Genomic DNA, 21,061 nt, shown 5'->3' with positions numbered 1-21,061 from the left:
TAAGCGCACTTTTTATAAAATGGCACTGCAATGGCTCAATTATACTTTTACTACTCTGCAATGAATGCAGGTAAATCAACCACGTTATTACAATCTGCATTTAATTATAAAGAACGTGGCATGGAACCTGTGATCCTTACTGCTGCCATTGATGATAGACAAGGCGTGGGTAAAGTATCGTCTCGTATTGGCTTGCAAGCAGATGCGCATGTATTTGATGCTAGCAAAGATGTTTTTGATCTTATTCAATCACTCAACAATGATAAAAAACGCCATTGTGTATTAGTTGACGAGTGCCAATTTTTATCAAAAGAACAAGTAATGCAATTAACCGATGTGGTTGATGAATTAGGTATACCGGTATTGTGTTATGGCTTGCGTAACGACTTTAGAGGCGAGCTATTTATAGGGTCGCAATATTTGCTTGCGTGGGCTGATAAGTTAGTTGAGCTTAAAACTGTATGCCACTGTGGACGTAAAGCAAACCATGTACTGCGTACCGATGAAAATGGTGAAGCAATAGCCGATGGTAACCAAGTAGAAATTGGCGGCAATGACCGATACGTTTCGGTATGCCGCAAACATTATAAAGCCGCGTTAAATATGGGCCGACAAAGCATTTAAAAATGTATCAATATCTTCGCGCGTAATATCTAAATGCGTCACTAGCCTAAGCTGCTTGCTTGGGCTAAATAGTATACCTTGTTGTTTAAGTGCCTCAGCAATCTCTTCAATGTTTATACTGCTAGTGTATGTTGCGTAAACCATATTAGTGGTGTTACTCATATCTACAGTAAAGCCACTGATTTCACTTAATTGTTGAGCCAAATAACGTGCATTTGCATGATCGTCTTTTAAGCGCTCTACATTGTGCTCAAGTGCAAACTGCCCGGCAGCTGCAAGCATTCCGGCTTGGCGCATACCGCCACCAAGTACTTTTCTCCATCGTCTTGCTTTATTAATAAGTGCTGGTGAGCCTAATAATAAAGAGCCTACGGGCGCCCCCAAACCTTTAGATAAACAAATAGAAATTGAGTCAAAGTGCTTTGTGATTTCAGTGATATCAATATTTAGCTCAACAGCGGCATTAAAAGCACGTGCGCCGTCTAAGTGCAGCGCTAAATTATGCGTATTAACAAAGTCACGAGCTTGGGCTAAGTACTCAAGCGGGAGCACTTTTCCGCCTATGGTATTTTCTAAGCTAAGTAATCGCGTGTTTGCAAAATGGCAATCGTCTGGTTTTATTGCTGCAGCTATTTTACTGAAGGGGATGCTACCATCGGCTTCATTTTCAATAGGCTGTGGTTGCACAGACCCTAAAACAGCTGCGCCGCCGCCCTCAAACTTATAATTGTGAGCATTTTGGCCACATATGTATTCGTCACCTCGCTCACAATGCGCCATTATTGCAAGTAAGTTGGCTTGTGTACCTGAGCTACAATAAAGAGCAGCTTCAAAGTTAAAACGCTCATACGCATAAGCTTCTAGCTGGTTAACGCTTTCATCATCACCGTATACATCGTCACCAACCGGTGCGCTGTACATAATATCGCGCATTTCTTTTGTTGGTTTTGTAACTGTATCAGAGCGAAAATCTATCATGATTGCCTTATCCTTTTTATTGTTTTTAATAAAATTGGTACTAAGCCAGCTCGCTACAAATTTGTTCACGAGTTTCTTTATCAAAGTAGCTCCATGCAATAAAGCGGCTAATTTTTTGACCTTGTGCCATATCAACTATTTTATATTGTGCTATTGGGTGGGCTTTTAATACTTCTTCAAGGGCTGCAATATTATCTTTTTTAGAGACTAACGACGTAAACCACAGTACTTGCTCTGCAAAGTCTTCGCTCTCTTTAATCATGTTAGAGATAAACTGTACTTCACCGCCTTCACACCATAATTCATTATTATGACCACCAAAATTAAGCGTGCTACTGGGTGTTTTTCCTAGGTTTTTCCATTTACGTTCACTGCCTTTACTTGCCTCTTCTTCACTTGCATGAAACGGAGGGTTGCAGAGCGTTAAATGGTATAAATCTTTTTGATTTACAACGCCTTTAAAAATATGTGATGCGTTTTTTTGTTGTTTTAGGGTTATTTTTAAACTATTAAACTGAGCAATTTGCTTTGCTATTTTTACCGAAGCTGCATCAATATCAGTCCCTGTAAAATGCCACTTATATTCACTTGTACCAGTAAGCGGATAAACTAAGTTAGCGCCAGTGCCAATATCAAGCACTTTAATTTGCTTACCTAAAGGTATTTGTTGTTGATTATCATCACTTAATAAGTCAGCTAAGTAATGAATGTAGTCAACACGCCCAGGTATAGGTGGACATAAATTGTGCTCAGGAATATCCCAAAAATCAATATTATAATGTGCTTTTAAAAGAGCTTGATTGAGTGTTTTAACGGCTTTGTTATCACTAAAATCAATACTTTTAGTACCTGCAGGTGTGGTTATAACAAAAGGCAGTAGAGCAGGGTGCTCTGTTGTTAATAAATCGAAGTCGTACCCATTTTTATGTAGGTTACGAGGGTGTAATTTTGAACGTGCTTTATTTTCTTTCATGGCTTCATTTTAACAACAGATATGATGTGGTGATTGTAACAAATGCTGATGAGTAAAGTGCAGACATTTCCTTTGGTATATTTAATATTGCTGGTAGGATGAGTTGAAAATAATAAAAAGGAATAACTGTGGCGATTTCTCAGCAATCAATAATTATCAATTTAGACGCTCACCAAACACTTCATTTACGTCGAATCAGCGATGATAATCAGCAAGGGCCTGTCGTATTTTTTATGCATGGAGCTGTAGAAAACGGTAAAATTTTTTACACCCATTCTAATAAAGGGCTTGCCCCTTTTTTGGCTGAGCATGGGTACCGATGCTATGTGGCTGATTTACGTGGACGAGGTGATAGTAAGCCAATTATTTCGAGCGAGTCCGAATATGGACAAACTGAGTCTATCCTAGAAGACATCCCTACCTTTATTAAGCAAATAGAGTTGATTGAAGGCAAGAAGCCTGACTACTGGGTCGCTCACTCTTGGGGCGGGGTATTGATGAACAGCGCGTTTGCACGTTTTCCAGAGTATATTAATGATGTAAAAGCGTGTGTGTATTTTGGCTCTAAGCGTTCTTTATTTAATAACCATCCTCAAAAATTATTACAAGCCAATTTAATTTGGTATTTTATGGCACCTTTACTTGCTAAAAAACACGGCTATTTAAATGCTAAAGGTTATAAGTGGGGAAGCGATAACGAAACTCAAAAGTCGCATTATCAAAGTATGCAATGGGCTAAAAAGAAGCCATGGATAGATTCTGATGATAATTTTGATTATGCAAAAGCTCTAAACAACCTGCATTTACCGCCAACGCTTCATATTGCTGCGGTAAAAGATAAAGCATTAGCGCAACCAATCGATATTCAAAAGTTTATGGACGAATCAGGGCCTGGCATTCAACAAATGCGAATTTACGGTCGTAAACACGGGCATAATTTTGATTACGATCATATTAATATGCTTACCCACCCAAGTGCGCGTGATGATCAATTTAAAGATTTACTTAATTGGTTTAAAGCACATCTGTAGGACCTGTTGACCTTTCAGGGTTGAACCCAAAAGGCAGCGCATGTTTGGTCTTTATGCTACGTTATCGCCTATTTATGGGGAACAACCACACTACATAGGCTCTGCCTTGCCTAAATACCAAACAGCCTACTGCAAATTTAACCTCGAAAGATAAACAGGCCCTAATTAATTCTCATCAAGTAACTTTAAAAGCGGTGTTTTGTAACGCTCCCACTTAGCGATTGCGGCGTTATTAATAGGTTGGCGAATAGCATGTTTACTCAACGTGGTTACCGGTGTTTTTTGTTTATAAAACGCTAAGCAACGCTGTTCAAAATGACAGTTTAAAAAACCAAGTAACTGCGTTAGCTGCTCTTTTGGGTTGCTCACTAAATCTTCGTAACTGACATCATAAATTGGCATACTTTTAAAGGAGTACCAATGGCTCATCAGTTTTTCATACACACTATGGTAAAGCTTAAACTCAGGTAGTGAGCAAAAATAAGGCTCGTTTTCGGCAAAGTAATTAGTGAAAATAGAAAACGCAGTAGCATTAAAGTTGCGGCTTAAGTTTATAAATTTGGCATTTGGAAATAGGATATATATTAGTCCGAGCGACTGATAATTACTCGGCAGTTTATTTATTATAAAAGGTCTGATGGGCGATGCTGTTTTTAATGTTGCGATATAAAGCTCGCGGGCTTTTTTGATTAAGTCAGGCGTTAAATGCGCTAAACATTGCGGGTAAGCAACTCCCGTTTTTTGCTCGATAAAAGCAACCGCGTTATTACTAATACTCGTACTTTCTCCTAGGCTCGAAAACTGACTATGGCTTGCCAACATTTGCTCCAAAAGGGTAGAGCCACTACGAGGCATACCAATAATAAATACAGGTGTAATATTACCTGTAAATTTTTTATCGGCAGAGGCAATAAATTCCTCGGTGTTGTATTTTATTATTTCATCGTAAAAAGGGATTAAATCTTTAGTGTTAAATTCACTTAATTTTCTTTGTAATTTATTTGCCAATATAAAATAATTAAATGCTTGCTCGGTATCTTCAAGTGCATCGTAACTGTTTGCTAATGCGTAGTAACACACCATTTTTAAACGTAAATTGCTCGTTTGAGTTAGTAAGTGGTGCAAATTACTTACATAATTATGCTCTTTATCAAACCGGCCTAACTGCACAAGTTCAAATAAAATATAAGCTGTTACAGGGTATACCCCAATACTGAGTGCATGAGCAAAGGTTGTATGGGCTTTATCTAACTCGCCATGTGTTAAATAGTGCTGTGCTAAGTAATAATGAGGCTCTGGGTTATGACTTGCTAATTTTTTTGCGTATTCGAGCACCGTTAACGCATCGTTTGGCGAATTAACACCGTTAAATGCATCAGCAAGGGCATGTAATGGTTCAAGCATATGAGGCATGCGCTCACACGCTTTTTGGAGTAAGTACACGGCAGCGTCATAACGCTCTAATCGTAGGGCAATTCTGCCTAAGCCAAATAAAGCTTCACCATTTTCGGGATTACTATTTAATAGCGTTTTAAAATGAAACTCAGCTTCTTTGAGTTTATTTTGTTGAAATAATTGGTTGGCTTTATTAAGTAACATAGTTAGACATTATTATTATTTTTATTAACTATAAAATTAAAAAGGCGAAATGTCTTTAACATTTCGCCTTTGGTTCTTCATGAAAATAGTTTAAAAAGTATATGTTGCTTTAGCGTAGTAAAAGCCACCGTTAATACCAAACGGAGATGTTTCGTAGAACTGACCACCCCAGTTGTTATTAGGGATACCCGTTGCATCTGCAAAATCAAGTTTTTCAGCATCTTGGTCGAATAAGTTTTGAGCGCCTACAGAGAAGCTAACTGATTCATTTAAGAAGTAAGTTACTTCAGCATCAATAGTGACTGCAGCATCTGCTGTTTTAGCTGTTGCATCATAATCAACGTGAACACCTTGGTATTCGCCGTAGTAGTTTGCACGAGCAAATGCAGAAACTGATTCCCATTGTTGAGACAATGTGAACGTTGCACGATGGTTAGGTAAATCTTCTTCTAAGCGTTTAACTTTAAACGCACCTGTAATCTCACTAAATTGAGTTACTTCAGTATCATTCCAGTTATAAGCAAGGCTAAATGTAGAGCTACCGCCCATTAGTTCAGCAGTATAGTTTGCAACTAAATCGATACCTTGAGTTGTTGTATCAAAGTCATTTGTAAAAAAGCTTACTTGAGCAAGACCTTGTACATTAGGCACGCCAGCCGCTGTAAGCGTATCTTTATCTGCTTGGCTTAAGTTGATTTTATCTGATTGGCTAATACGGTCATCTACTTGAATGTTGTAGTAATCAAGCGTTAAAAATAACTCGCCGATTGTGTATACAGCACCAAGCGTATAGCTTTGTGATTCTTCTGGTTCAAGCTCTGTACCACCTAATTGCACTGCAATAGGGTTTGTTGGTGGAAGAAGCGCTGAATCTTGTAATACACCGCTGTCTAAGCTTGTTTGTACGTTACTTACGTTAGCTTGACCAACTGTAGGTGCACGGAAACCGCTACTTACAGAACCACGAATATTTAAATCTTCAGTTAAATGGTATTGAGCCATTACTTTGTAGTTAGTTGTAGTACCAAAGCTGTCGTAGTCTTCAAAGCGAAGCGCTACGCCCATTAAAAAGTCTTCAGTAAAGGGTGCTTCAACATCAACATACGCTGCATAGTTACGACGAGAAAACTCACCTGCTTGTGATGGTTTAAAACCAGGGAAGCCGTTAGAGCCAATACCAAAACCTTGTGCTGTTAAAGGGCCTGCTGTGTAAGATTCTTCATCACCAGAAATGATAGTGAATGTTTCTTCATGCCATTCAAAACCACCGGCAATGTTTACATCATAAGCTAAACCAAAGTCGACACCCTTTGATAAATCAAAGTTAAAGTTTTTCTCTAGCTGTTCATATTTACCCGGACTGAAGTCACGTGGCGTATCCGCACCTAAAGAAGCATTAACCGTGTCATAGATGAAGTAACGTGATTCATTTAAACCCACAGTACCGCTTAAGTCATAGTAAGTATCTTTTAAGAAACCACCAGTGAATCGCCCTTTAGTACCAATAGTTAAAGAAGTATCAGTAATGTTGCCGCCAAAGTTAGGTGTAAAGCCACCTGGAAGCGTTTCGTTAAAGGCAAAACAATCTGGGTTGTTCGCTACACCATTTATATAAGCAGGATCATCTAATACGTTGCCATCTGTTATTGCAATAGTAGGACAGTTAGCGCTCATATCAGGTGTTAAATCTGCAACAAGTAGTGTTTCGCCACCATCATTTGAGTAAACGCCAGAACGTGTTTGCGGGTTACGGTAGTAAAAGCCACCACGTACATCACGTTCAGAGTAATTACCAAACATGTAAAATTCAGAATCGTTTGTTAGCTCTAAACCTACGTTACCAAAAATTGTAATATCGTCGTTTACTTCTGGTGCGCCCCATACTTGTGCAAGAGAAGATACATCAGGAACACCGGCAGCTGAAAGTGCTGCGGCATCGGCACGTTGAACTGAGCGGCTTGTTGCATCAGCTGTTTTATATTGAAAGCTTAAATTAGCAAAGCCATTGTCGGTAAACGGTAAACCCACGTTACCCGACACTTGTGTTGTATCGCCGTCACCTTCATAAAATTGACCATGGCGGATTTCTAATTTGCCACCTTCAGAAGCGTCTTTTAGTTGGAAGTTCATTACACCCGCGATTGCATCAGAACCATATTGTGCAGCTGCGCCATCACGAAGTACTTCTACTTGTTTAATAGCAATGCTTGGAATAACTGAAATATCTGCGCCTTGCGCGCCATCGTTAATACCACCGCCTAAAAATGCAATTACAGAAGCACGATGACGACGTTTGCCGTTTAAAAGAACCAATGTGCTGTCTGATGGTAAACCACGTAAGTTAGCTGGGCGAACAAGAGAGGCCGCATCACTAATAGGATTTTGATGTACGTTAAAAGATGGCACGGCACCTTTTAAAAGCTCAAGCATGTCGGTATTGCCTGATCTTTCTAATTCTTCGCCGCCAATAATATCGATTGGAACTGGTGAGTCACCGATTGAACGTGGAGCTGAGCGCGTACCTACTACGGCAATTTTCTCTACGTTTTTATTTACTTTAGTTTGCTGTTGCTCGTCTGCTGCAATAGCAGAACCCGAAAAAAACAACCCTGCAGTGGTTGTAGCTAAAGCAAATTTGATTGCTTGGTTTAGCGCATTATTTTTTAATTTCATTCTAATTTTCCCCAGTTAGAATAATTCTTATTTTTGATGCTAATTTCACATCATTTATTTTTAACTTAATTTTTTGTTTCACATAAGTTTGAGGGTTTAGCTCAAAAGCCTAATCAATTAAGCTTACTTTTTGTGAAGTCCTATTTACAGACTATAGGTAAAAAACGGGAAGGGCAATTACTAATTAACCATTTGATAACAAAAAGATTCAATTTAAGAAAAAATGCAACAATGGTGCAAAGTAAAGCTAAAATGAACTAAATAAGTGCAAATAGGGTTGTTGAGAGGAAAATTAATGCGTTATCAGTATTTAAATGTTATTTATTTGTTTCTTTTTGGTGGGGTTTTCAATGTTTTGTGCACATCGCCAAGTTGCTAATTTTTCTTTATATTCATCCCACACGCAGGGGCAGCAACTGCCACCACCACAACATTCATCAGATTTTGGTTTTTCAGGTTTTTGCGGTAGTTGGTTTGTCATATTCAGTGTTGTTGTATGTATTTAATACTAATTTGGTGCAAAGGATAAGTTAAAGGATGTTGTAAGTAAATTATTCTTTGTGAACCCGTGCTGCTGTGTAAAAATAAAAGTTATGCGATTATATAAAGTTATTCACCGTGCACCTTGGCGGGTAGTTAAAATTAGTAAAAAACGCCAACAGCTGCGTTTTCGCCGTGCTATGGTGGCGCTTAAAATTGCACTTGCGCAAGAAAAACAAGAAACCAAAGAAATGCTCTCTATTTATAGGCGCTACACTCAAGGCCAAACAAGTAAAGAGGAGTTAAAACGCGCCAATGAACAGTTTGTTGATATTTTAAAAGGGTTAGGGCTCGGTGTGTTTGCAGTATTACCTTTTGCCCCGCTTACAATTCCTTTAGTTGTTAAATTAGGGAGTTTAGTGGGAGTTGATGTACTGCCAAGTTCGTTTAATATGAACAAATCTATTAAAGAACTTGATGCTAAAATAGATCAAGAAAATCAAAAGCAAGAATCCAAAAATAGCTTAAAAAAGTAGCTAAAATCCCTTCAAATTAGCGATACCTTTTAGGTGCGCTTATTGATATGCTCTTAAGTACCATTTTTATATTATATGAGCTTTTTAATGAGTGCATTACTACGTCATACATCTTCTGGTATTCCTTTATCTTTTATTCTTAAAAACGAATTATCTGACTGGCAAGCACAGCAGCCTGCATTTATACAAAATTGGTTAACTAATACAGGTTTCGAAAAGCAAGGTGTTGCTTTAATCCCTGATGCTAAAACGGGCGAGTTAAGCCAGGTATTTTGTTTAATGCAAAGTAGCGATGATTTTTGGGCTGCGGGTAATTTAGCAAATACACTTCCTACTGGTACTTATCAAATTCAAGGCGAGAGCGCTTTTGTAGAGCAAGTTGCTTTAGGATTTGTGCTTGGTGGTTACGAATTTAGTGAATATAAAGAAAAACCAACAGCAAAAGCGCAATTAGCCATTAGCGATAAAGCGTTGTTTGAGCGTATTAGCCAACAAGCTGATGCCATTACACTTGCACGTGATTTAGTTAATACTCCAGCGGTAGACATGATGCCGCAACATTTATCGCAAGTAATGGAAGATTTAGCTGTGACTTACAATGGCGAATTTTCACAGTGGATTGGCGATGAGTTACTAGAGCAAAACTACCCGACTATTCACATGGTGGGTCGTGCAAGTGAAAACAAACCGCGTTTACTCGATTTAAAATGGGGTGCAACAGATGCTCCATTAATTACACTAGTAGGTAAGGGCGTATGTTTTGACTCAGGTGGACTTGATTTAAAACCAAGCTCTGGCATGCGTAACATGAAAAAAGACATGGGCGGCGCAGCACATGTTATTGCACTAGCACAGCTTATTATGGCCGCTAACTTACCAATTAGATTACGAGTGCTTGTACCCGCTGTTGAAAATGCAGTATCGCGCAATGCATTTCGCCCTGGCGATGTTGTTAAAACACGCAAAGGCATTATGGTCGAAATTGATAATACAGACGCAGAAGGGCGCTTAGTATTGTGTGATGCATTAAGCGAAGCACAAAACGATAATCCTGAGCTAATTATTGATTTTGCCACCCTTACTGGCGCATGTCGTGTTGCATTGGGTACTGAGCTTCCGGGCTTTTTCTCAACAGAGCGCGATGTAGCAAATGGTATTATTGATGCAGGTTTAAGTGTACATGACCCTGTTTGGCAACTTCCGTTGTTTGAGCAATACAAAAACTTACTAAAAAGTGATGTAGCCGATATGGCAAACTGTGCAAGTACACCGTTTGGTGGTGCTATTACAGCGGCGCTTTACTTAAAAGAATTTGTTGAGCCAACAACACCATGGGTACATTTTGATGTAATGGCGTGGAACTTACGTGCATTACCGGGTCGTCCAACGGGTGGTGAAGCATTAGGTATTCGTGCTGTATTTAACTACTTACAAAATCGTTTTAATAAGTAGTTTTTGATTCAATAGTAAGAACTTGAGCTTATGAGTTTTAAACCTCATAAAGCTCAAGTGGCAAGTTATCTGGATCGGCAAAAAAGGTAAACTTTTTGCCGGTTATTTCATCCACTCTAATATCCTCAACGTTTACTTCGCACGACTCTAAATACGTTTTTGCAATCTGTACATCCGCTACCTTAAAAGCTAAATGTCTTAAGCCTTGTGCTTCGGGATAGCTTGGTCTTGCGGGCGCTCCATCAAACGAAAATAGCTCTATTTGGCTATCATCTGGCATGGCTAAATCTAACTTATATGAATTACGATCAGCTCTAAAGTGCTCATTAATAACGTTAAGTTTAAGTACATTGCTATAAAAGTGTTTAGAACGTGCATAGTCACTACAAATAATAGCAGCGTGGTGAATACCTAAAAGTTTCAAATTTAATTCCTTAAAAAGCAAAAACGCACTTAATTAAGTGCGTTTTATATGTGACTTATTACATGTTGTGTTAGCTTGGCTGTGCTTCTTTACATGCTTTAACGGCCGGTGCTACAAGTTCTAAACCGGTTTTATTACATGGCGGTAAAGCGGCATCGCTTACACTAATAGGCGTTACGCGTTCGCCCCATTTTATGTAACTTGCAGCCCAGGTAAGGCCTGCACCAAATGCAGCAGACATAATGTTCGAATGCGGTTTAATTAACCCTTGCTCAACGGCTTCACATAACGCAATAGCAATCGTAGCAGCAGAGGTATTACCATACTCACCAATGTTAACCATTACTTTTTCGTCAGGTACTTTTAAACGATGCTGAATAGCCTGAATAATACGTAAGTTAGCTTGGTGTGGAACGAGTACATTAATGTCATCAAGGCTCAAATCGGCTTGTTTAAGTACATCGTCGCACGCTTCGCTCATGCCTTTAACAGCACGTTTGAAAATTTCACGACCTTCAAATAATAAATCAGATGGACCAATTGGCTCATATTTATTTAAATCACTACCAAAGTTAGTGATGTGTAAAATATCGCGGTCTTCACTGTCACAACCAGTTTTGGTTGCTAGTAAACCAGCTGGCGTATCTGCCGCTTCAAGTACTACTGCACCTGCGCCATCGCCAAATAAAACAGCGCTATCGCGACGTGCCCAGTTTACGTACCAGGTCATACGCTCAGCGGCAATGACCACTGCTTTTTTGATCATACCCGCTTGAATTTGTGCTGTAGCGGCTTGCAATGCATATAAAAAGCCCGAACATGCCGCGTTTGTATCCATTGCGGCAGCGCCGGTTGCACCAATATTTTTTTGCACTTGTGAGGCGGTATTTGCCACAACAGTAGAAGGTGTACAGGTTGCTAATATCACTAAATCAATATCTTTAGGATCAACGCCTGCGCACGCAATAGCATGCTTAGCAGCAACGGTTGCCAGCTCGGCGGTACTTACATGGCTCACTCGGCGAGATTTAATGCCTGTACGCGAGGTTATCCACTCGTCGGTGGTATCAACTATTTCACTAATTTCATCGTTGCTAATGCTTGCTGGTGGAATGCATTTACCCCAACCTGTGATATGTGCGTAAGGCATAGTATGTTCTCTTAAGGTGGTCTGACATGTGTTACTAATGAAGACGTTATATCAAAAATTGCCTTTCAAGACCAGTTTATAGGTGTTTTGGCTTGTAATTACTGATAATTAAAAGAGAATTATATATAAGTTGATTTAAAAAAGAACAAGCAGGAGTACAATAGTAATATGTGGGTTATTAACGATGCTTACAATAAAAAGTAGCCGATTAAGTGTTCTCAGGCAAACAGATATTATTAATTTTACTAGCGTATTGTCGAAATGTTAGCTTATTTTTATGGTGTCATAGGTTGTAAAAACAAAGTCAGTTTATAAACAATAGGGAAGGTTATGAGCAGCAAAATAAAAGTGTCGTTGTTTAATCATTTGATTGACGCTGAGCGCCAGTTATTAGACCCAGAAATTCGCCAGTCTGAGCGCGCATTAGATGCTTTACTCGATGATGAATTTATCGAAATTGCAGCCAACGGCACTACATTTAATAAATACCAAGTACTTACCCGCTTACCTACCGAGGTTGTGCCACAGTTTTATAATCAGCATTTTAAGGGCCGAATGCTAAGTGGTGATGTAGTGCAACTTAGCTACCAAGCTGCTTATAGGCGCTCTGCTCGGGCGGAGTTTAATTACTCGTTACGTATGTCGCTTTGGCGTAAACAAGGCGAGCAATGGCAAATGGTGTTTCACCAAGGAACGCCTTGTGCGCCGTTTTCAATTTCGATGGATGATGATTAAAAGCCATATACCCGTTAAAATACCTTTATTAAACATTTGATTGGGCAATTACCTCTTGTTAATGCGTACCGACCCTACTATTAGTCGACTATTAATGCTGCGAAGCGGCGCAATTGCCGTGCAATTAATTGCTGTGCTTAGCGTTTATTTTTTACTAGAACATCAAATTGCATTACTGCCTTTACTGATTGTTATTGCCGTTGAGGCTGTGTTTCAGCTTATTAGCCTGTTTGCTTATCGTAATGTAAGCCAAGCTAAACCTGTAGGTATGTTGATGCAGCTAACTGCAGACGTATTATTTTTAACGGTTTTGCTTTCGCTAAGCGGCGGTGCAACTAATGCATTTGTATCACTGTTATTGCTCCCGATAATGATAGCTGCTGTAACGCTACGAGAAAAAGGATTAGCTTATATTGCAGTACTAGCGATTGCTGCATACAGTTTTTTGCTGATAAAGATGCCCGATCACAGTATGCATCAAATGAATATGAGTGGTCACTTTATTGGGATGTGGGTTAATTTTGTTTTAAGTGCTAGTGTAATTGCACTTGTTATTGGCGCAATGAACAGGGCGCTTAAAGAGCGAGAGCGTATTATTGCAAATGTGCGTGAAAAACAATTACGTAACGAACAGCTTGTTACCTTAGATGGCGCTGCTGCACAAATAACCCATCAACTAGCGACTCCAATTGCAAACTTACAGTTACTGTTTGAAGAGTTATTAGAAGATCAACCAAACAACCCTATTGTTAAGCACATGCAAGCGCCGCTTACTCAGTGCAGTACGCAACTTAACAGCTTTAGAAAACTCTCAGAGCAATTACGCCTTAAAAATTCGCAAGAGCATACAACGGTAAAGCAGCTGCAAACACAAATTACAGATACACTTTTACTGCAATACCCTGATCAGCACATTAAATGGATTACGGCACCTATTGCGGCAACGCTATTGAGTGATGCGATGTTATTGCCTGCTATTTTGAATTTATTGCAAAACGCCGCGCTCGCCAATCAAAATCAAAGCCAAACTCAATTAGAGCTGAGTTGGCAGCAAGATAACATACATAGTGAATGTGTTTACTTGTTAATTCGTGATTTTGGCCCAGGCTTTTCATCATCGCAATTAGCAGAGCTGGGCGGGCAACTTATGCCAAGCGATCAAGGAATGGGGCTTGCTGTGCTTTTATCAAATGTTACTTTTGAGCGTTTAAATGGCTCACTTACCTTATTTAACCATGCAGATGGCGGCGCTGTTGCCAAAGTGAAACTCGCTATTGTAAACACTGAGAATAACGCCTCATGAAGTTACTTATTATTGAAGACGACATTAATTTAGCCAATACACTTGCAAGGCGCTTAACTAAGCAGGGCTTTATTTGTGAAGTGGCGCATAACCAAAGTGATGCCTTACTTGCTGCACGTAAACTGCTACCTAACTTTGTTTTATTAGACATGAAACTCGGTGACGATAATGGGCTTGCACTCATAAACCCATTGCGTAGTTTACTTGCACAAGCACATATTGTTTTACTAACTGGGTTTGCAAGTATTGCAACCGCAGTAGAGGCAATGCGTTTAGGCGCAAACGATTACCTTACCAAGCCAGTTGATATGGCAACATTATTAAAAGCGCTTAACACCGAGCCTGTGGCACCTACATCCAGTGCTATTGATGATGCGGTTATGTCGCCAGAGCGCTTAGAGTGGGAGCATATTCAACAAGTATTACGCAGTAATAATGGCAATGTGTCGGTTACCGCAAGGCAACTTAATATGCATAGGCGTACGTTACAGCGTAAACTACAAAAAAAGCCGGTGCAGCAGTAAAGTACTTAATTTAAGGAAAGTGTTATGAGTGATGATGCAGCTAAATTAATGCTTAATCAAAAAATTATATTATTCGACGCGCAATGTAAGCTATGCAGCGCGTGGTGTAATTTTATTATTACTCACGATACAAATACCATTTTTAAATTATGCAGTGTGCAATCTCCAAAAGGGGAATTGTTGTTAACACACTTTGGTTTTTCAACAATTGAATACGCCTCAATGGTGTTTGTTGAAAATGGTAAAGCATTTACACAAAGCCATGCTTTTTTTAACGTTGTTAAGCAGCTAGGTTACCCATACAAGCTAGCAAACGTATTTAGTATTTTGCCAAATAGGTTTAATAATTGGTTATACGATAGGGTTGCTTTAAACCGCTATACCTTATTTGGAAAATATCAGTACTGCAGAATTCCCAACCCAGATGATGCTAAACATTATTTATAAGTTAGGCATTAATACACTGCAGTATAAGTAGATGCTAGGTTTATGGGGTTGTGTTAAAATCGCCGCGTTTAATTTTAGCTAACGGTATAAAAGGCTTTTTTCATGGCAAACACAGCACATGCACTTCACATTTTGGTTAAGCACAAAGAGATTGCAGAAGATATTATTAAGCAATTAGGTAAAGGTGCAAAGTTTCAAACCTTAGCTAAAAAATACTCATCATGCCCATCGGGTAAAAAAGGCGGTGACTTAGGTGAATTTGGACGCGGACAAATGGTCCCACAGTTTGATAAAATTGCATTTAAAGGTGCAATTTTAGAACCCCACCTAGTTAAAACAAAATTCGGCTGGCATGTAATCAAAGTACTTTATCGTACTTAATTTACTTAAGCAATTTGGCAATTGACGCGTCTTAACAAGCGTCCACCTCAGCACCTATCCAAAACTTTACACTTTGACGAACTAAGAATTAGGATGGGTGTCATCTTAATTTGGCGATGTTTTTTGGGAAGATATGAGTAGATTCAAACAAATAAAAAAACTCAAAAGAAGAGTTAACTTTTTGAATAAAAAGATAAAAAATAGGGTTAGAAGTAAAGATGATGAAAGTTCAGCTACAGTAGAACATAAAGAATCGACATCTGAAGCTTACTATAAATATATGAACCAAAGTACTTTAAGGTTATTACTAAGATACAAAACAATAAAGTTCACAGATCCATTAAAGTTCAATGATCCTATGGACTCGACAGTTCCTGAGCTAGAATTAAATGTCATACGTCTACAGGACACAATGATAAGTGCAGTCGCGAAATATTATCCGGAGTTTAATGGCTTTCAGTCTGAGTTTAAAAACCACTTAAGTGCTGAAGAAAGAAATTGGAAGAAAGAATTTAAAGTAATTAGTAACGAATTATTAAATAGTTGGTCGGATATTATTAGCCATTTCAGAATCCTATCATTAACGACTAAGCCAGATAACTTGCTCATGTGGTCACATTATGCAGACGAACATCGAGGTATTGTTGTTAAGTTCAAGAAAAATCCATCATTTGGCTCTCCACAAAAAGTAAATTATAAAAATGGTCATCAAAGCTTAAACAATGCCTTCAACGTTATGGCTTCAGTTGTTGTGAAAATGGAAGCAAAAGGTGGTTTCAATGACAAACACTCAGATATATTTTCTGATATTACTCTAAATATTATGCAGAAGTACTTCTTTATGAAAATGTCGGAATGGAGTTATGAAAATGAATATAGAATTGTTTGCTCTGAATCGAATGCTAAAGTAAGGAACATCAATAGTAATCTAGATGTAGTTAAAGTAAATGAGAATGATATTGAAAGTATTATCATTGGTTCTTCCGTGTCGCCTTTGAGAGCAAGTCGCCTTACTAAGTTAATAAAAAGGAGGCTGCCTAATGAAAAAGTGGTGGTTCACCAATATAAAAGAGTTGGGTGGCAACTAAAAATATAACAAACAATTTAGAGTGATTCACTAAAATTTAAATAACACTGACCCCCATCCCAATTTTTTAGCGAAAAATGGAAAAAGATGAACTCTAAGTTTAGAAAGTAAATTTAGTAGCACAGTTTTGTTAGTCCAATTAAAGTGGCAGTCTACTTTAATTTTTGAAGCTGCTATTAAACAACTAATAATTAGGATGGATGATGAGATGGACGCTCCCAAAAACGGCGTCAATGCGCCAAACTGGTTATAACTCAAAAGCAAATTAACGTGACACCCATCTTAATTGGGATAGCTTAGCTTGTTCAATTAAGGTGCCTGTCTTGCTTTTTTTTGCTATATAAATTAGCTATTTATGTGCGCCGACACTCAAATAAGTTACTGTGTCGGATGGCGCTTTGCTTATCCGACCACCGTTTTCAAATATGTTTGAAAACGGTGGTTACCCTCTCTGCCAAGCTAGTTGTCTAATATTGAATATTCGTTGGGTTTCGCTACGCTCTACACAACCTACGTGTTTAACTTAAATTTTTACGCAGACGAAAATAGCGTTGCCTGAGCGTTGTGCCCATCAGCCGAAATTAGTTGAGCACTACAAATACCCATCCTGATTTTTATACAGAGAAGTTCATTTACGAGAATCTTAGAGGCTGTGTTAGAGATAAATCGCTTGTGGTGTTACGAATAACCACACGTATGTCAGTGCTGTATGTTGACGATAAAATATCAAATAAGTTTATAGTAAGGTGATTATTGTTCGCTTACTTATACGCAATAAAAAAGCTGCAATGTGCAGCCTTTTTAAGTGTTAAACAACTATTTAACTCGTTAAGCGTCTTGCTTGGCTTCTTCTTCACTAATTTGTTTTAGTGCTTGAATGAATGAGTCGCTTGGTTGTCCGCCAGTAAGTGCATATTTATCGTTTATGATAAATGTAGGGACGGAAGTAATACCCATCTGTTTAAAGTTGTCTTGCTCTTGGCGTACGTCTTGTACGTATTTGTCTGAATGTAGAATACCGCGCGCAGTTTCTTTATCAAGACCCACTTTTTCAACAACGTCGAGCAACGCTTCTTCTTGATTTAAGTATTTTAAATCTGTGAAGTGCGCTTCAAAAAAGGCGAGTTTTAACTCTGTTTGCTTACCTTCTTCACGTGCCCACATTAATAAACGATGCAAATCAAAGCTGTTGATCATGATTCGTTTGCCATCAAAGTTAAAGGTAAACCCAGCACGTTGACCTGCTTCGAACATGTTTTTACGATTTTCGTCGCCTTGCTCTTCTGTTAGGTTGTACTTTTGCATTAAATGTTCGTTTAAGTCTTGACCTTCAATTGGCATATCTGGATTTAGTTCAAAAGGATGCCACGTAATATCTGCACTCATTTCGTCTTTGAGTTGCTCTAGTGCAGTTTCTAGGTTTTTGTAACCCACTACGCACCAAGGGCACATTACGTCTGAAACGATATCAATTTTAAAGTTTTTCATATTTATCCTTTTGAGGATTGCTTATAACTAAGTATAAAAAAGGATATTGGGACGAAGTATGCATTATCAATCCTCAAACTAAAAAGAGCAGCTAAACAGCTGCTCTTGAAGGTAATCAGTTTTAGGCGTTAAGCCCAAATGGGTCGTCAATGCTATAGCTAGGTTGTGTAAACCAATGAGGGCCGTTGTCGGTCATGTAAAAATGATCTTCTAAACGCACACCAAATTCATCGGGTATAACTAACATTGGCTCGTTACTAAAGCACATGCCTGGGGCAAGTGGGGTTTTATCACCGCCAACTAAGTATGGCCATTCGTGAATATCTAGCCCAATGCCGTGGCCCGTTCTATGCGGGCAACCCGGTGTTTGATACTGCGGCCCGAGCCCTTGCGCTGCTAAATAAGTACGTGCGCCAGCGTCTACGTCTTCGCAGGTAGCACCGATTTTAGCTGCATTAAACGCCGCCATTTGCGCTGATTTTTCATGATCCCAAAACATGCGTTGGCGCATTGTTGGTTCGCCAAATACATAAGTACGGGTTATATCAGATAGGTAATCGTGCACTTTACAGCCGGTATCTATTAATACCATATCGCCTTTTTTAAGTACTTGAGCGTCTTTAACACCATGCGGAAAAGACGTTGCAACACCAAATAAAACAATACAAAAATAGTTACCTGGCGCGCCTACTTTTTGGTGTGCTTGTTTAATAAAGGCTTCTACTTCGGTGGTAGTTATTCCCTCATAAAGCATGCTTGCTGTGGCTTGATGCACGGCTAAGGTCATATCCATAGCGCGCTGCATTAAGCTAAGCTCGTGAACTGATTTATGCATACGGCAATGCGCAGTGACAGGTTGTGCGTTTATGAGTGTTAAACCCGTTTGCGCTTTATTAATACCGTCGAATATAAAAAATTGTGCGCTTTCATCAATGCCAATAGTTGCGTTTTCATTAATGTTTAGTTCTTTTAGCTCTTCTACAAAAAGTGCATAAGGGTTCTCGTGCTCTTGCCACCCGTGAATAGGCCCATCTATCACTTTAAACCCGTTTAACGAGCCAATCTCAAAGTACGGTGCTATATATTGAACGTCACCAAGGGCGGGTAATATTGCGCCAACCATACGCTCGCTCGCGTACCATTTCATGCCTGTAAAGTAGGTTAGATTGGTGCCAGCGTTTAAATAAATTGCATCTATGTTGTTTGCTAGCATATAAGCTTGCGCCTTGGCTATGCGCTCTAAATGTTCGTCAGCAGCAATAGGGGTTAGCGTTTGTGTCATATTACTTAAGCTTGCCAGCGCTTGCTCGCTTGATTGTGTACCTATACCTATGGTGGTCATGTTTTTCTCCTTGGTTTTTAGGCATTGTGCGCAATGTGAAAAGGGAATTCAATTTTATGAGATAACATGCATGCTAAGGTTTTTTTGCATAAGGCAGGCGCATTAATTTATTACTGGTGTGGTAGCTATCAAGCCCGGTTACTGCCACTGTTTCTATTGCTTGTAAATCTAAAAAGCCATCACTTTGTAGTGCTGCTTTATCTACATATACATCCATAATTTCGCCAATAACAAGCTCGGTACCATTGATGGCTAAATGTTGGTTTTCTACAAATTTCACCGAGTACTTTAAACGGCTTTCTTGTACAAAAGGCGCTGCAAAGTCGTTTAGGTACTCAGGTGTTAAGCCTGTAGCGTCAAACTCAGACTCGTCTTTATCGTAACGGGCTGAAGTTTGATGAGCTTGCTTATAAATTGACTTATTCACTTGGTTTATGGTGTAATTGCCCGTTTGTAATATGTTTTCAAACGTATGACGCGGCACACTGTGAGGGCGCATTATCATGGCGACTAACGGTGGATTTGCACCTAAGTGAATAACGGAGCTGACAATAGATAGGTTGGTATTGCCAAGTAAGTCTTGCGTACCAATTAAATTAGCGCTTTTAAAACCCGAAAGAGAATTAATTAAATGTGTACGGGTATGTTTTTCAAGTGCGTCTATTTGCGCTTTAGTAAAATGCATTAAAAGTCCTTACCACGGTATTGTAGAGCCTTGCCAATCTAAATAAGCAGGTTCACCGTTTAGTTTTAAATCAGGGTTGTTGTTTGTTAATTCAAAAAGTTGCTTAGCTACAAATTCAGGCGTAAATAATTTACCTGCAGGTACGTTTTTTTGAAAAGGCTTAGAGAGTTCTGTATCGGTGGTGCCTGGATGAAACAAAATGAGTTTGGTGTTTTTAGCACGACGAGCAAGCTCTATAGCGGCAGTTTTAAATAGCATGTTAAGCGCGGCTTTAGACGCTCTGTAAGTATACCAACCACCTAATTTGTTATCGTTTATGCTGCCTACGCGCGCACTTAATGCAGTAATAGTACACTGCGTTTTGTGGGTTAACAGCGGCAAAATACTCTGCAAGCAAAGTAGGGGAGTTAGGGTGTTTGAATTTAGAAGTTGGCTAAAATACTCAGCGTCTAAATCCTCCATCTTTTTTTCAGGCATATGGGTTTCGTTGTGCAGTGTACCATTGAATATAATAACTTGTTGTATATCGGCATTTTGCTCTTTTAGGTAATTAGTAACGCGCGCTAAACTTTGTTTTGTGTAGTCAGTATGCAGGTGGACAACACTTGAGCCAGATTCAATACTTTTTGAACTAATACAAACGATCTGATGAGTAGGCGTGTTTATTTGTAGATGTTCTATATATGCATTTGCTATGGCACTGCTTGCGCCGAATAAAACAATAGTTTTCATTTATCACCTTTTGCTTTTAGTCCACATTGGCCATTACTGCACTGAGTATTTGGCATTAAAAAGCGACTGATGGGGTGCCGATACTTAGCAAATAATAGGTATCCGCAGTCAGCGAAAAAGCGAATTATTGGCAAGCGAAAAATTTTCAACCAGCCGTGTTTACCCACTATTTTCCATGCTTCGTAAGTTACATCAAGCCCATAAATCATTTCACCTGATTGCTTTTGAGCTTGAAGGTAGTTCATTGCTTTGTCTTTATCAATATACGGGTAGCGCTCGCTGAAGTCGCTCGCGTTAAGATCTTCAAGCGTAATTAAGTTTTTGTTATCAGCGTGTTTTAGTTGCTGCATTTCGGTGCTACAAAGAGGGCAGTTACCATCGTAAAAAATGATCATGTGAATGCTTTGTGATTATTTT

22 protein-coding genes are annotated in these 21,061 nt (G+C 39.0%); 10 read left to right on the top strand and 12 right to left on the bottom strand.

Features of this window, described 5'->3' with window-relative positions; all coding sequences use genetic code 11:
* The first annotated feature begins 30 nt into the window (after positions 1–30).
* The gene (locus tag I6F50_RS09590; RefSeq protein WP_007582344.1) at positions 31–624 is read left to right on the top strand and encodes a thymidine kinase; all 594 of its coding nucleotides are present in this window, start codon (positions 31–33) and stop codon (positions 622–624) included.
* On the opposite strand, the gene ltaE is transcribed toward I6F50_RS09590, so the two are convergent.
* Positions 598–1,602, bottom strand: coding sequence for a low-specificity L-threonine aldolase (gene ltaE, locus I6F50_RS09585; protein WP_197176092.1), 1,005 nt, complete (start codon positions 1,600–1,602; stop codon positions 598–600). The genes I6F50_RS09590 and ltaE overlap by 27 nt on opposite strands.
* 40 nt (positions 1,603–1,642) lie before the next feature.
* Entirely contained in the window at positions 1,643–2,575 is a 933-nt protein-coding gene (gene rlmF, locus I6F50_RS09580) for a 23S rRNA (adenine(1618)-N(6))-methyltransferase RlmF (RefSeq protein ID WP_165728408.1), read from the bottom strand.
* Between the two features lie 128 nt (positions 2,576–2,703).
* Between rlmF and I6F50_RS09575 the strand changes: the two genes are divergently transcribed.
* Positions 2,704–3,606, top strand: a complete 903-nt coding sequence (locus I6F50_RS09575) for an alpha/beta fold hydrolase (protein WP_165741399.1) — start codon at positions 2,704–2,706, stop codon at positions 3,604–3,606.
* A gap of 165 nt (positions 3,607–3,771) precedes the next feature.
* On the opposite strand, the gene I6F50_RS09570 is transcribed toward I6F50_RS09575, so the two are convergent.
* The 3 genes from I6F50_RS09570 to I6F50_RS09560 all read right to left on the bottom strand — a co-directional run bounded on the left by I6F50_RS09570 (position 3,772) and on the right by I6F50_RS09560 (position 8,359).
* Positions 3,772–5,205 (bottom strand): sulfotransferase, encoded by a 1,434-nt coding sequence (locus I6F50_RS09570; RefSeq protein WP_165728406.1) that lies wholly within the window; start codon positions 5,203–5,205, stop codon positions 3,772–3,774.
* Positions 5,206–5,295: 90 nt separating this feature from the next.
* The gene (locus I6F50_RS09565; RefSeq protein WP_010553992.1) at positions 5,296–7,878 is read right to left on the bottom strand and encodes a TonB-dependent siderophore receptor; all 2,583 of its coding nucleotides are present in this window, start codon (positions 7,876–7,878) and stop codon (positions 5,296–5,298) included.
* Between the two features lie 310 nt (positions 7,879–8,188).
* Complete coding sequence (locus tag I6F50_RS09560; protein ID WP_010553991.1) at positions 8,189–8,359, bottom strand: oxidoreductase-like domain-containing protein; 171 nt, start codon at positions 8,357–8,359, stop codon at positions 8,189–8,191.
* 112 nt (positions 8,360–8,471) lie between these two features.
* Here I6F50_RS09560 and I6F50_RS09555 point away from each other — a divergent pair, with 112 nt between their 5' ends.
* Entirely contained in the window at positions 8,472–8,894 is a 423-nt protein-coding gene (locus I6F50_RS09555; RefSeq protein ID WP_007582356.1) for a hypothetical protein, read from the top strand.
* 87 nt (positions 8,895–8,981) lie between these two features.
* Positions 8,982–10,346 (top strand): M17 family metallopeptidase, encoded by a 1,365-nt coding sequence (locus I6F50_RS09550; RefSeq protein ID WP_197176091.1) that lies wholly within the window; start codon positions 8,982–8,984, stop codon positions 10,344–10,346.
* 37 nt (positions 10,347–10,383) lie between these two features.
* Here I6F50_RS09550 and I6F50_RS09545 read toward each other — a convergent pair whose 3' ends face one another.
* Together I6F50_RS09545 and I6F50_RS09540 are read right to left on the bottom strand one after the other, a co-directional pair.
* A complete protein-coding gene (locus I6F50_RS09545) occupies positions 10,384–10,770 on the bottom strand; it encodes a VOC family protein (protein WP_197176090.1) in 387 nt (128 codons plus the stop codon).
* A gap of 70 nt (positions 10,771–10,840) precedes the next feature.
* The gene (locus I6F50_RS09540) at positions 10,841–11,920 is read right to left on the bottom strand and encodes a ketoacyl-ACP synthase III (protein ID WP_197153068.1); all 1,080 of its coding nucleotides are present in this window, start codon (positions 11,918–11,920) and stop codon (positions 10,841–10,843) included.
* A gap of 330 nt (positions 11,921–12,250) precedes the next feature.
* Here I6F50_RS09540 and I6F50_RS09535 point away from each other — a divergent pair, with 330 nt between their 5' ends.
* The 6 genes from I6F50_RS09535 (at position 12,251) to I6F50_RS09510 (ending at position 16,406) form a co-directional block, all read left to right on the top strand.
* On the top strand, positions 12,251–12,655 hold the full coding sequence (locus I6F50_RS09535) for a DUF4440 domain-containing protein (RefSeq protein ID WP_197176089.1): 405 nt from the start codon (positions 12,251–12,253) through the stop codon (positions 12,653–12,655).
* A 61-nt stretch (positions 12,656–12,716) separates the two neighbouring features.
* Positions 12,717–13,958 carry a sensor histidine kinase gene (locus tag I6F50_RS09530; RefSeq protein WP_197176117.1) on the top strand — a complete coding sequence of 414 codons (1,242 nt, stop codon included), beginning with the start codon at positions 12,717–12,719 and terminating at the stop codon, positions 13,956–13,958.
* Entirely contained in the window at positions 13,955–14,482 is a 528-nt protein-coding gene (locus tag I6F50_RS09525; RefSeq protein WP_197176088.1) for a response regulator transcription factor, read from the top strand. Before I6F50_RS09530 ends, I6F50_RS09525 begins: the two co-directional genes overlap by 4 nt.
* A gap of 24 nt (positions 14,483–14,506) precedes the next feature.
* Positions 14,507–14,929, top strand: coding sequence for a thiol-disulfide oxidoreductase DCC family protein (locus I6F50_RS09520; RefSeq protein ID WP_197176087.1), 423 nt, complete (start codon positions 14,507–14,509; stop codon positions 14,927–14,929).
* A 102-nt stretch (positions 14,930–15,031) separates the two neighbouring features.
* Positions 15,032–15,310, top strand: coding sequence for a peptidylprolyl isomerase (locus I6F50_RS09515; protein WP_008171402.1), 279 nt, complete (start codon positions 15,032–15,034; stop codon positions 15,308–15,310).
* Positions 15,311–15,443: 133 nt separating this feature from the next.
* The gene (locus I6F50_RS09510; protein ID WP_197176086.1) at positions 15,444–16,406 is read left to right on the top strand and encodes a DUF2971 domain-containing protein; all 963 of its coding nucleotides are present in this window, start codon (positions 15,444–15,446) and stop codon (positions 16,404–16,406) included.
* 819 nt (positions 16,407–17,225) lie between these two features.
* On the opposite strand, the gene I6F50_RS09505 is transcribed toward I6F50_RS09510, so the two are convergent.
* From I6F50_RS09505 to I6F50_RS09485, 5 genes are all read right to left on the bottom strand, one after another.
* A complete protein-coding gene (locus I6F50_RS09505) occupies positions 17,226–17,885 on the bottom strand; it encodes a DsbA family oxidoreductase (protein WP_197176078.1) in 660 nt (219 codons plus the stop codon).
* A gap of 121 nt (positions 17,886–18,006) precedes the next feature.
* Positions 18,007–19,227 carry a Xaa-Pro peptidase family protein gene (locus I6F50_RS09500; RefSeq protein WP_197176075.1) on the bottom strand — a complete coding sequence of 407 codons (1,221 nt, stop codon included), beginning with the start codon at positions 19,225–19,227 and terminating at the stop codon, positions 18,007–18,009.
* A gap of 73 nt (positions 19,228–19,300) precedes the next feature.
* Positions 19,301–19,912, bottom strand: coding sequence for a flavin reductase family protein (locus I6F50_RS09495; protein ID WP_197176073.1), 612 nt, complete (start codon positions 19,910–19,912; stop codon positions 19,301–19,303).
* A 9-nt stretch (positions 19,913–19,921) separates the two neighbouring features.
* Entirely contained in the window at positions 19,922–20,644 is a 723-nt protein-coding gene (locus tag I6F50_RS09490; RefSeq protein WP_197176071.1) for an SDR family NAD(P)-dependent oxidoreductase, read from the bottom strand.
* Positions 20,641–21,039, bottom strand: a complete 399-nt coding sequence (locus tag I6F50_RS09485; protein ID WP_165740764.1) for a thiol-disulfide oxidoreductase DCC family protein — start codon at positions 21,037–21,039, stop codon at positions 20,641–20,643. The genes I6F50_RS09490 and I6F50_RS09485 overlap by 4 nt, the downstream gene beginning before the upstream one ends.
* Positions 21,040–21,061: the final 22 nt, after the last annotated feature.

Source organism: Pseudoalteromonas sp. NZS127_1 (genome assembly GCF_015864295.1).
In the GTDB taxonomy this organism is placed as follows: domain Bacteria; phylum Pseudomonadota; class Gammaproteobacteria; order Enterobacterales; family Alteromonadaceae; genus Pseudoalteromonas; species Pseudoalteromonas arctica.
The sequence above is the reverse complement of the archived record's forward strand: the minus strand, read 5'-3'. Positions and strand labels throughout refer to the sequence as shown.

Bases quoted from the DNA above. Each gene is read 5' to 3' on its own strand.
- I6F50_RS09510 (WP_197176086.1), top strand. From the start codon at position 15,444: ATGAGTAGATTCAAACAAATAAAAAAACTCAAAAGAAGAGTTAACTTT.
- I6F50_RS09560 (WP_010553991.1), bottom strand. From the start codon at position 8,359: ATGACAAACCAACTACCGCAAAAACCTGAAAAACCAAAATCTGATGAA.
- I6F50_RS09500 (WP_197176075.1), bottom strand. From the start codon at position 19,227: ATGACCACCATAGGTATAGGTACACAATCAAGCGAGCAAGCGCTGGCA.
- I6F50_RS09495 (WP_197176073.1), bottom strand. From the start codon at position 19,912: ATGCATTTTACTAAAGCGCAAATAGACGCACTTGAAAAACATACCCGT.
- I6F50_RS09505 (WP_197176078.1), bottom strand. From the start codon at position 17,885: ATGAAAAACTTTAAAATTGATATCGTTTCAGACGTAATGTGCCCTTGG.
- I6F50_RS09570 (WP_165728406.1), bottom strand. From the start codon at position 5,205: ATGTTACTTAATAAAGCCAACCAATTATTTCAACAAAATAAACTCAAA.
- I6F50_RS09515 (WP_008171402.1), top strand. From the start codon at position 15,032: ATGGCAAACACAGCACATGCACTTCACATTTTGGTTAAGCACAAAGAG.
- I6F50_RS09555 (WP_007582356.1), top strand. From the start codon at position 8,472: ATGCGATTATATAAAGTTATTCACCGTGCACCTTGGCGGGTAGTTAAA.
- I6F50_RS09540 (WP_197153068.1), bottom strand. From the start codon at position 11,920: ATGCCTTACGCACATATCACAGGTTGGGGTAAATGCATTCCACCAGCA.
- I6F50_RS09535 (WP_197176089.1), top strand. From the start codon at position 12,251: ATGAGCAGCAAAATAAAAGTGTCGTTGTTTAATCATTTGATTGACGCT.
- I6F50_RS09550 (WP_197176091.1), top strand. From the start codon at position 8,982: ATGAGTGCATTACTACGTCATACATCTTCTGGTATTCCTTTATCTTTT.
- I6F50_RS09485 (WP_165740764.1), bottom strand. From the start codon at position 21,039: ATGATCATTTTTTACGATGGTAACTGCCCTCTTTGTAGCACCGAAATG.
- I6F50_RS09490 (WP_197176071.1), bottom strand. From the start codon at position 20,644: ATGAAAACTATTGTTTTATTCGGCGCAAGCAGTGCCATAGCAAATGCA.
- I6F50_RS09565 (WP_010553992.1), bottom strand. From the start codon at position 7,878: ATGAAATTAAAAAATAATGCGCTAAACCAAGCAATCAAATTTGCTTTA.
- I6F50_RS09520 (WP_197176087.1), top strand. From the start codon at position 14,507: ATGAGTGATGATGCAGCTAAATTAATGCTTAATCAAAAAATTATATTA.
- I6F50_RS09590 (WP_007582344.1), top strand. From the start codon at position 31: ATGGCTCAATTATACTTTTACTACTCTGCAATGAATGCAGGTAAATCA.
- I6F50_RS09525 (WP_197176088.1), top strand. From the start codon at position 13,955: ATGAAGTTACTTATTATTGAAGACGACATTAATTTAGCCAATACACTT.
- I6F50_RS09530 (WP_197176117.1), top strand. From the start codon at position 12,717: ATGCGTACCGACCCTACTATTAGTCGACTATTAATGCTGCGAAGCGGC.
- ltaE (WP_197176092.1), bottom strand. From the start codon at position 1,602: ATGATAGATTTTCGCTCTGATACAGTTACAAAACCAACAAAAGAAATG.
- rlmF (WP_165728408.1), bottom strand. From the start codon at position 2,575: ATGAAAGAAAATAAAGCACGTTCAAAATTACACCCTCGTAACCTACAT.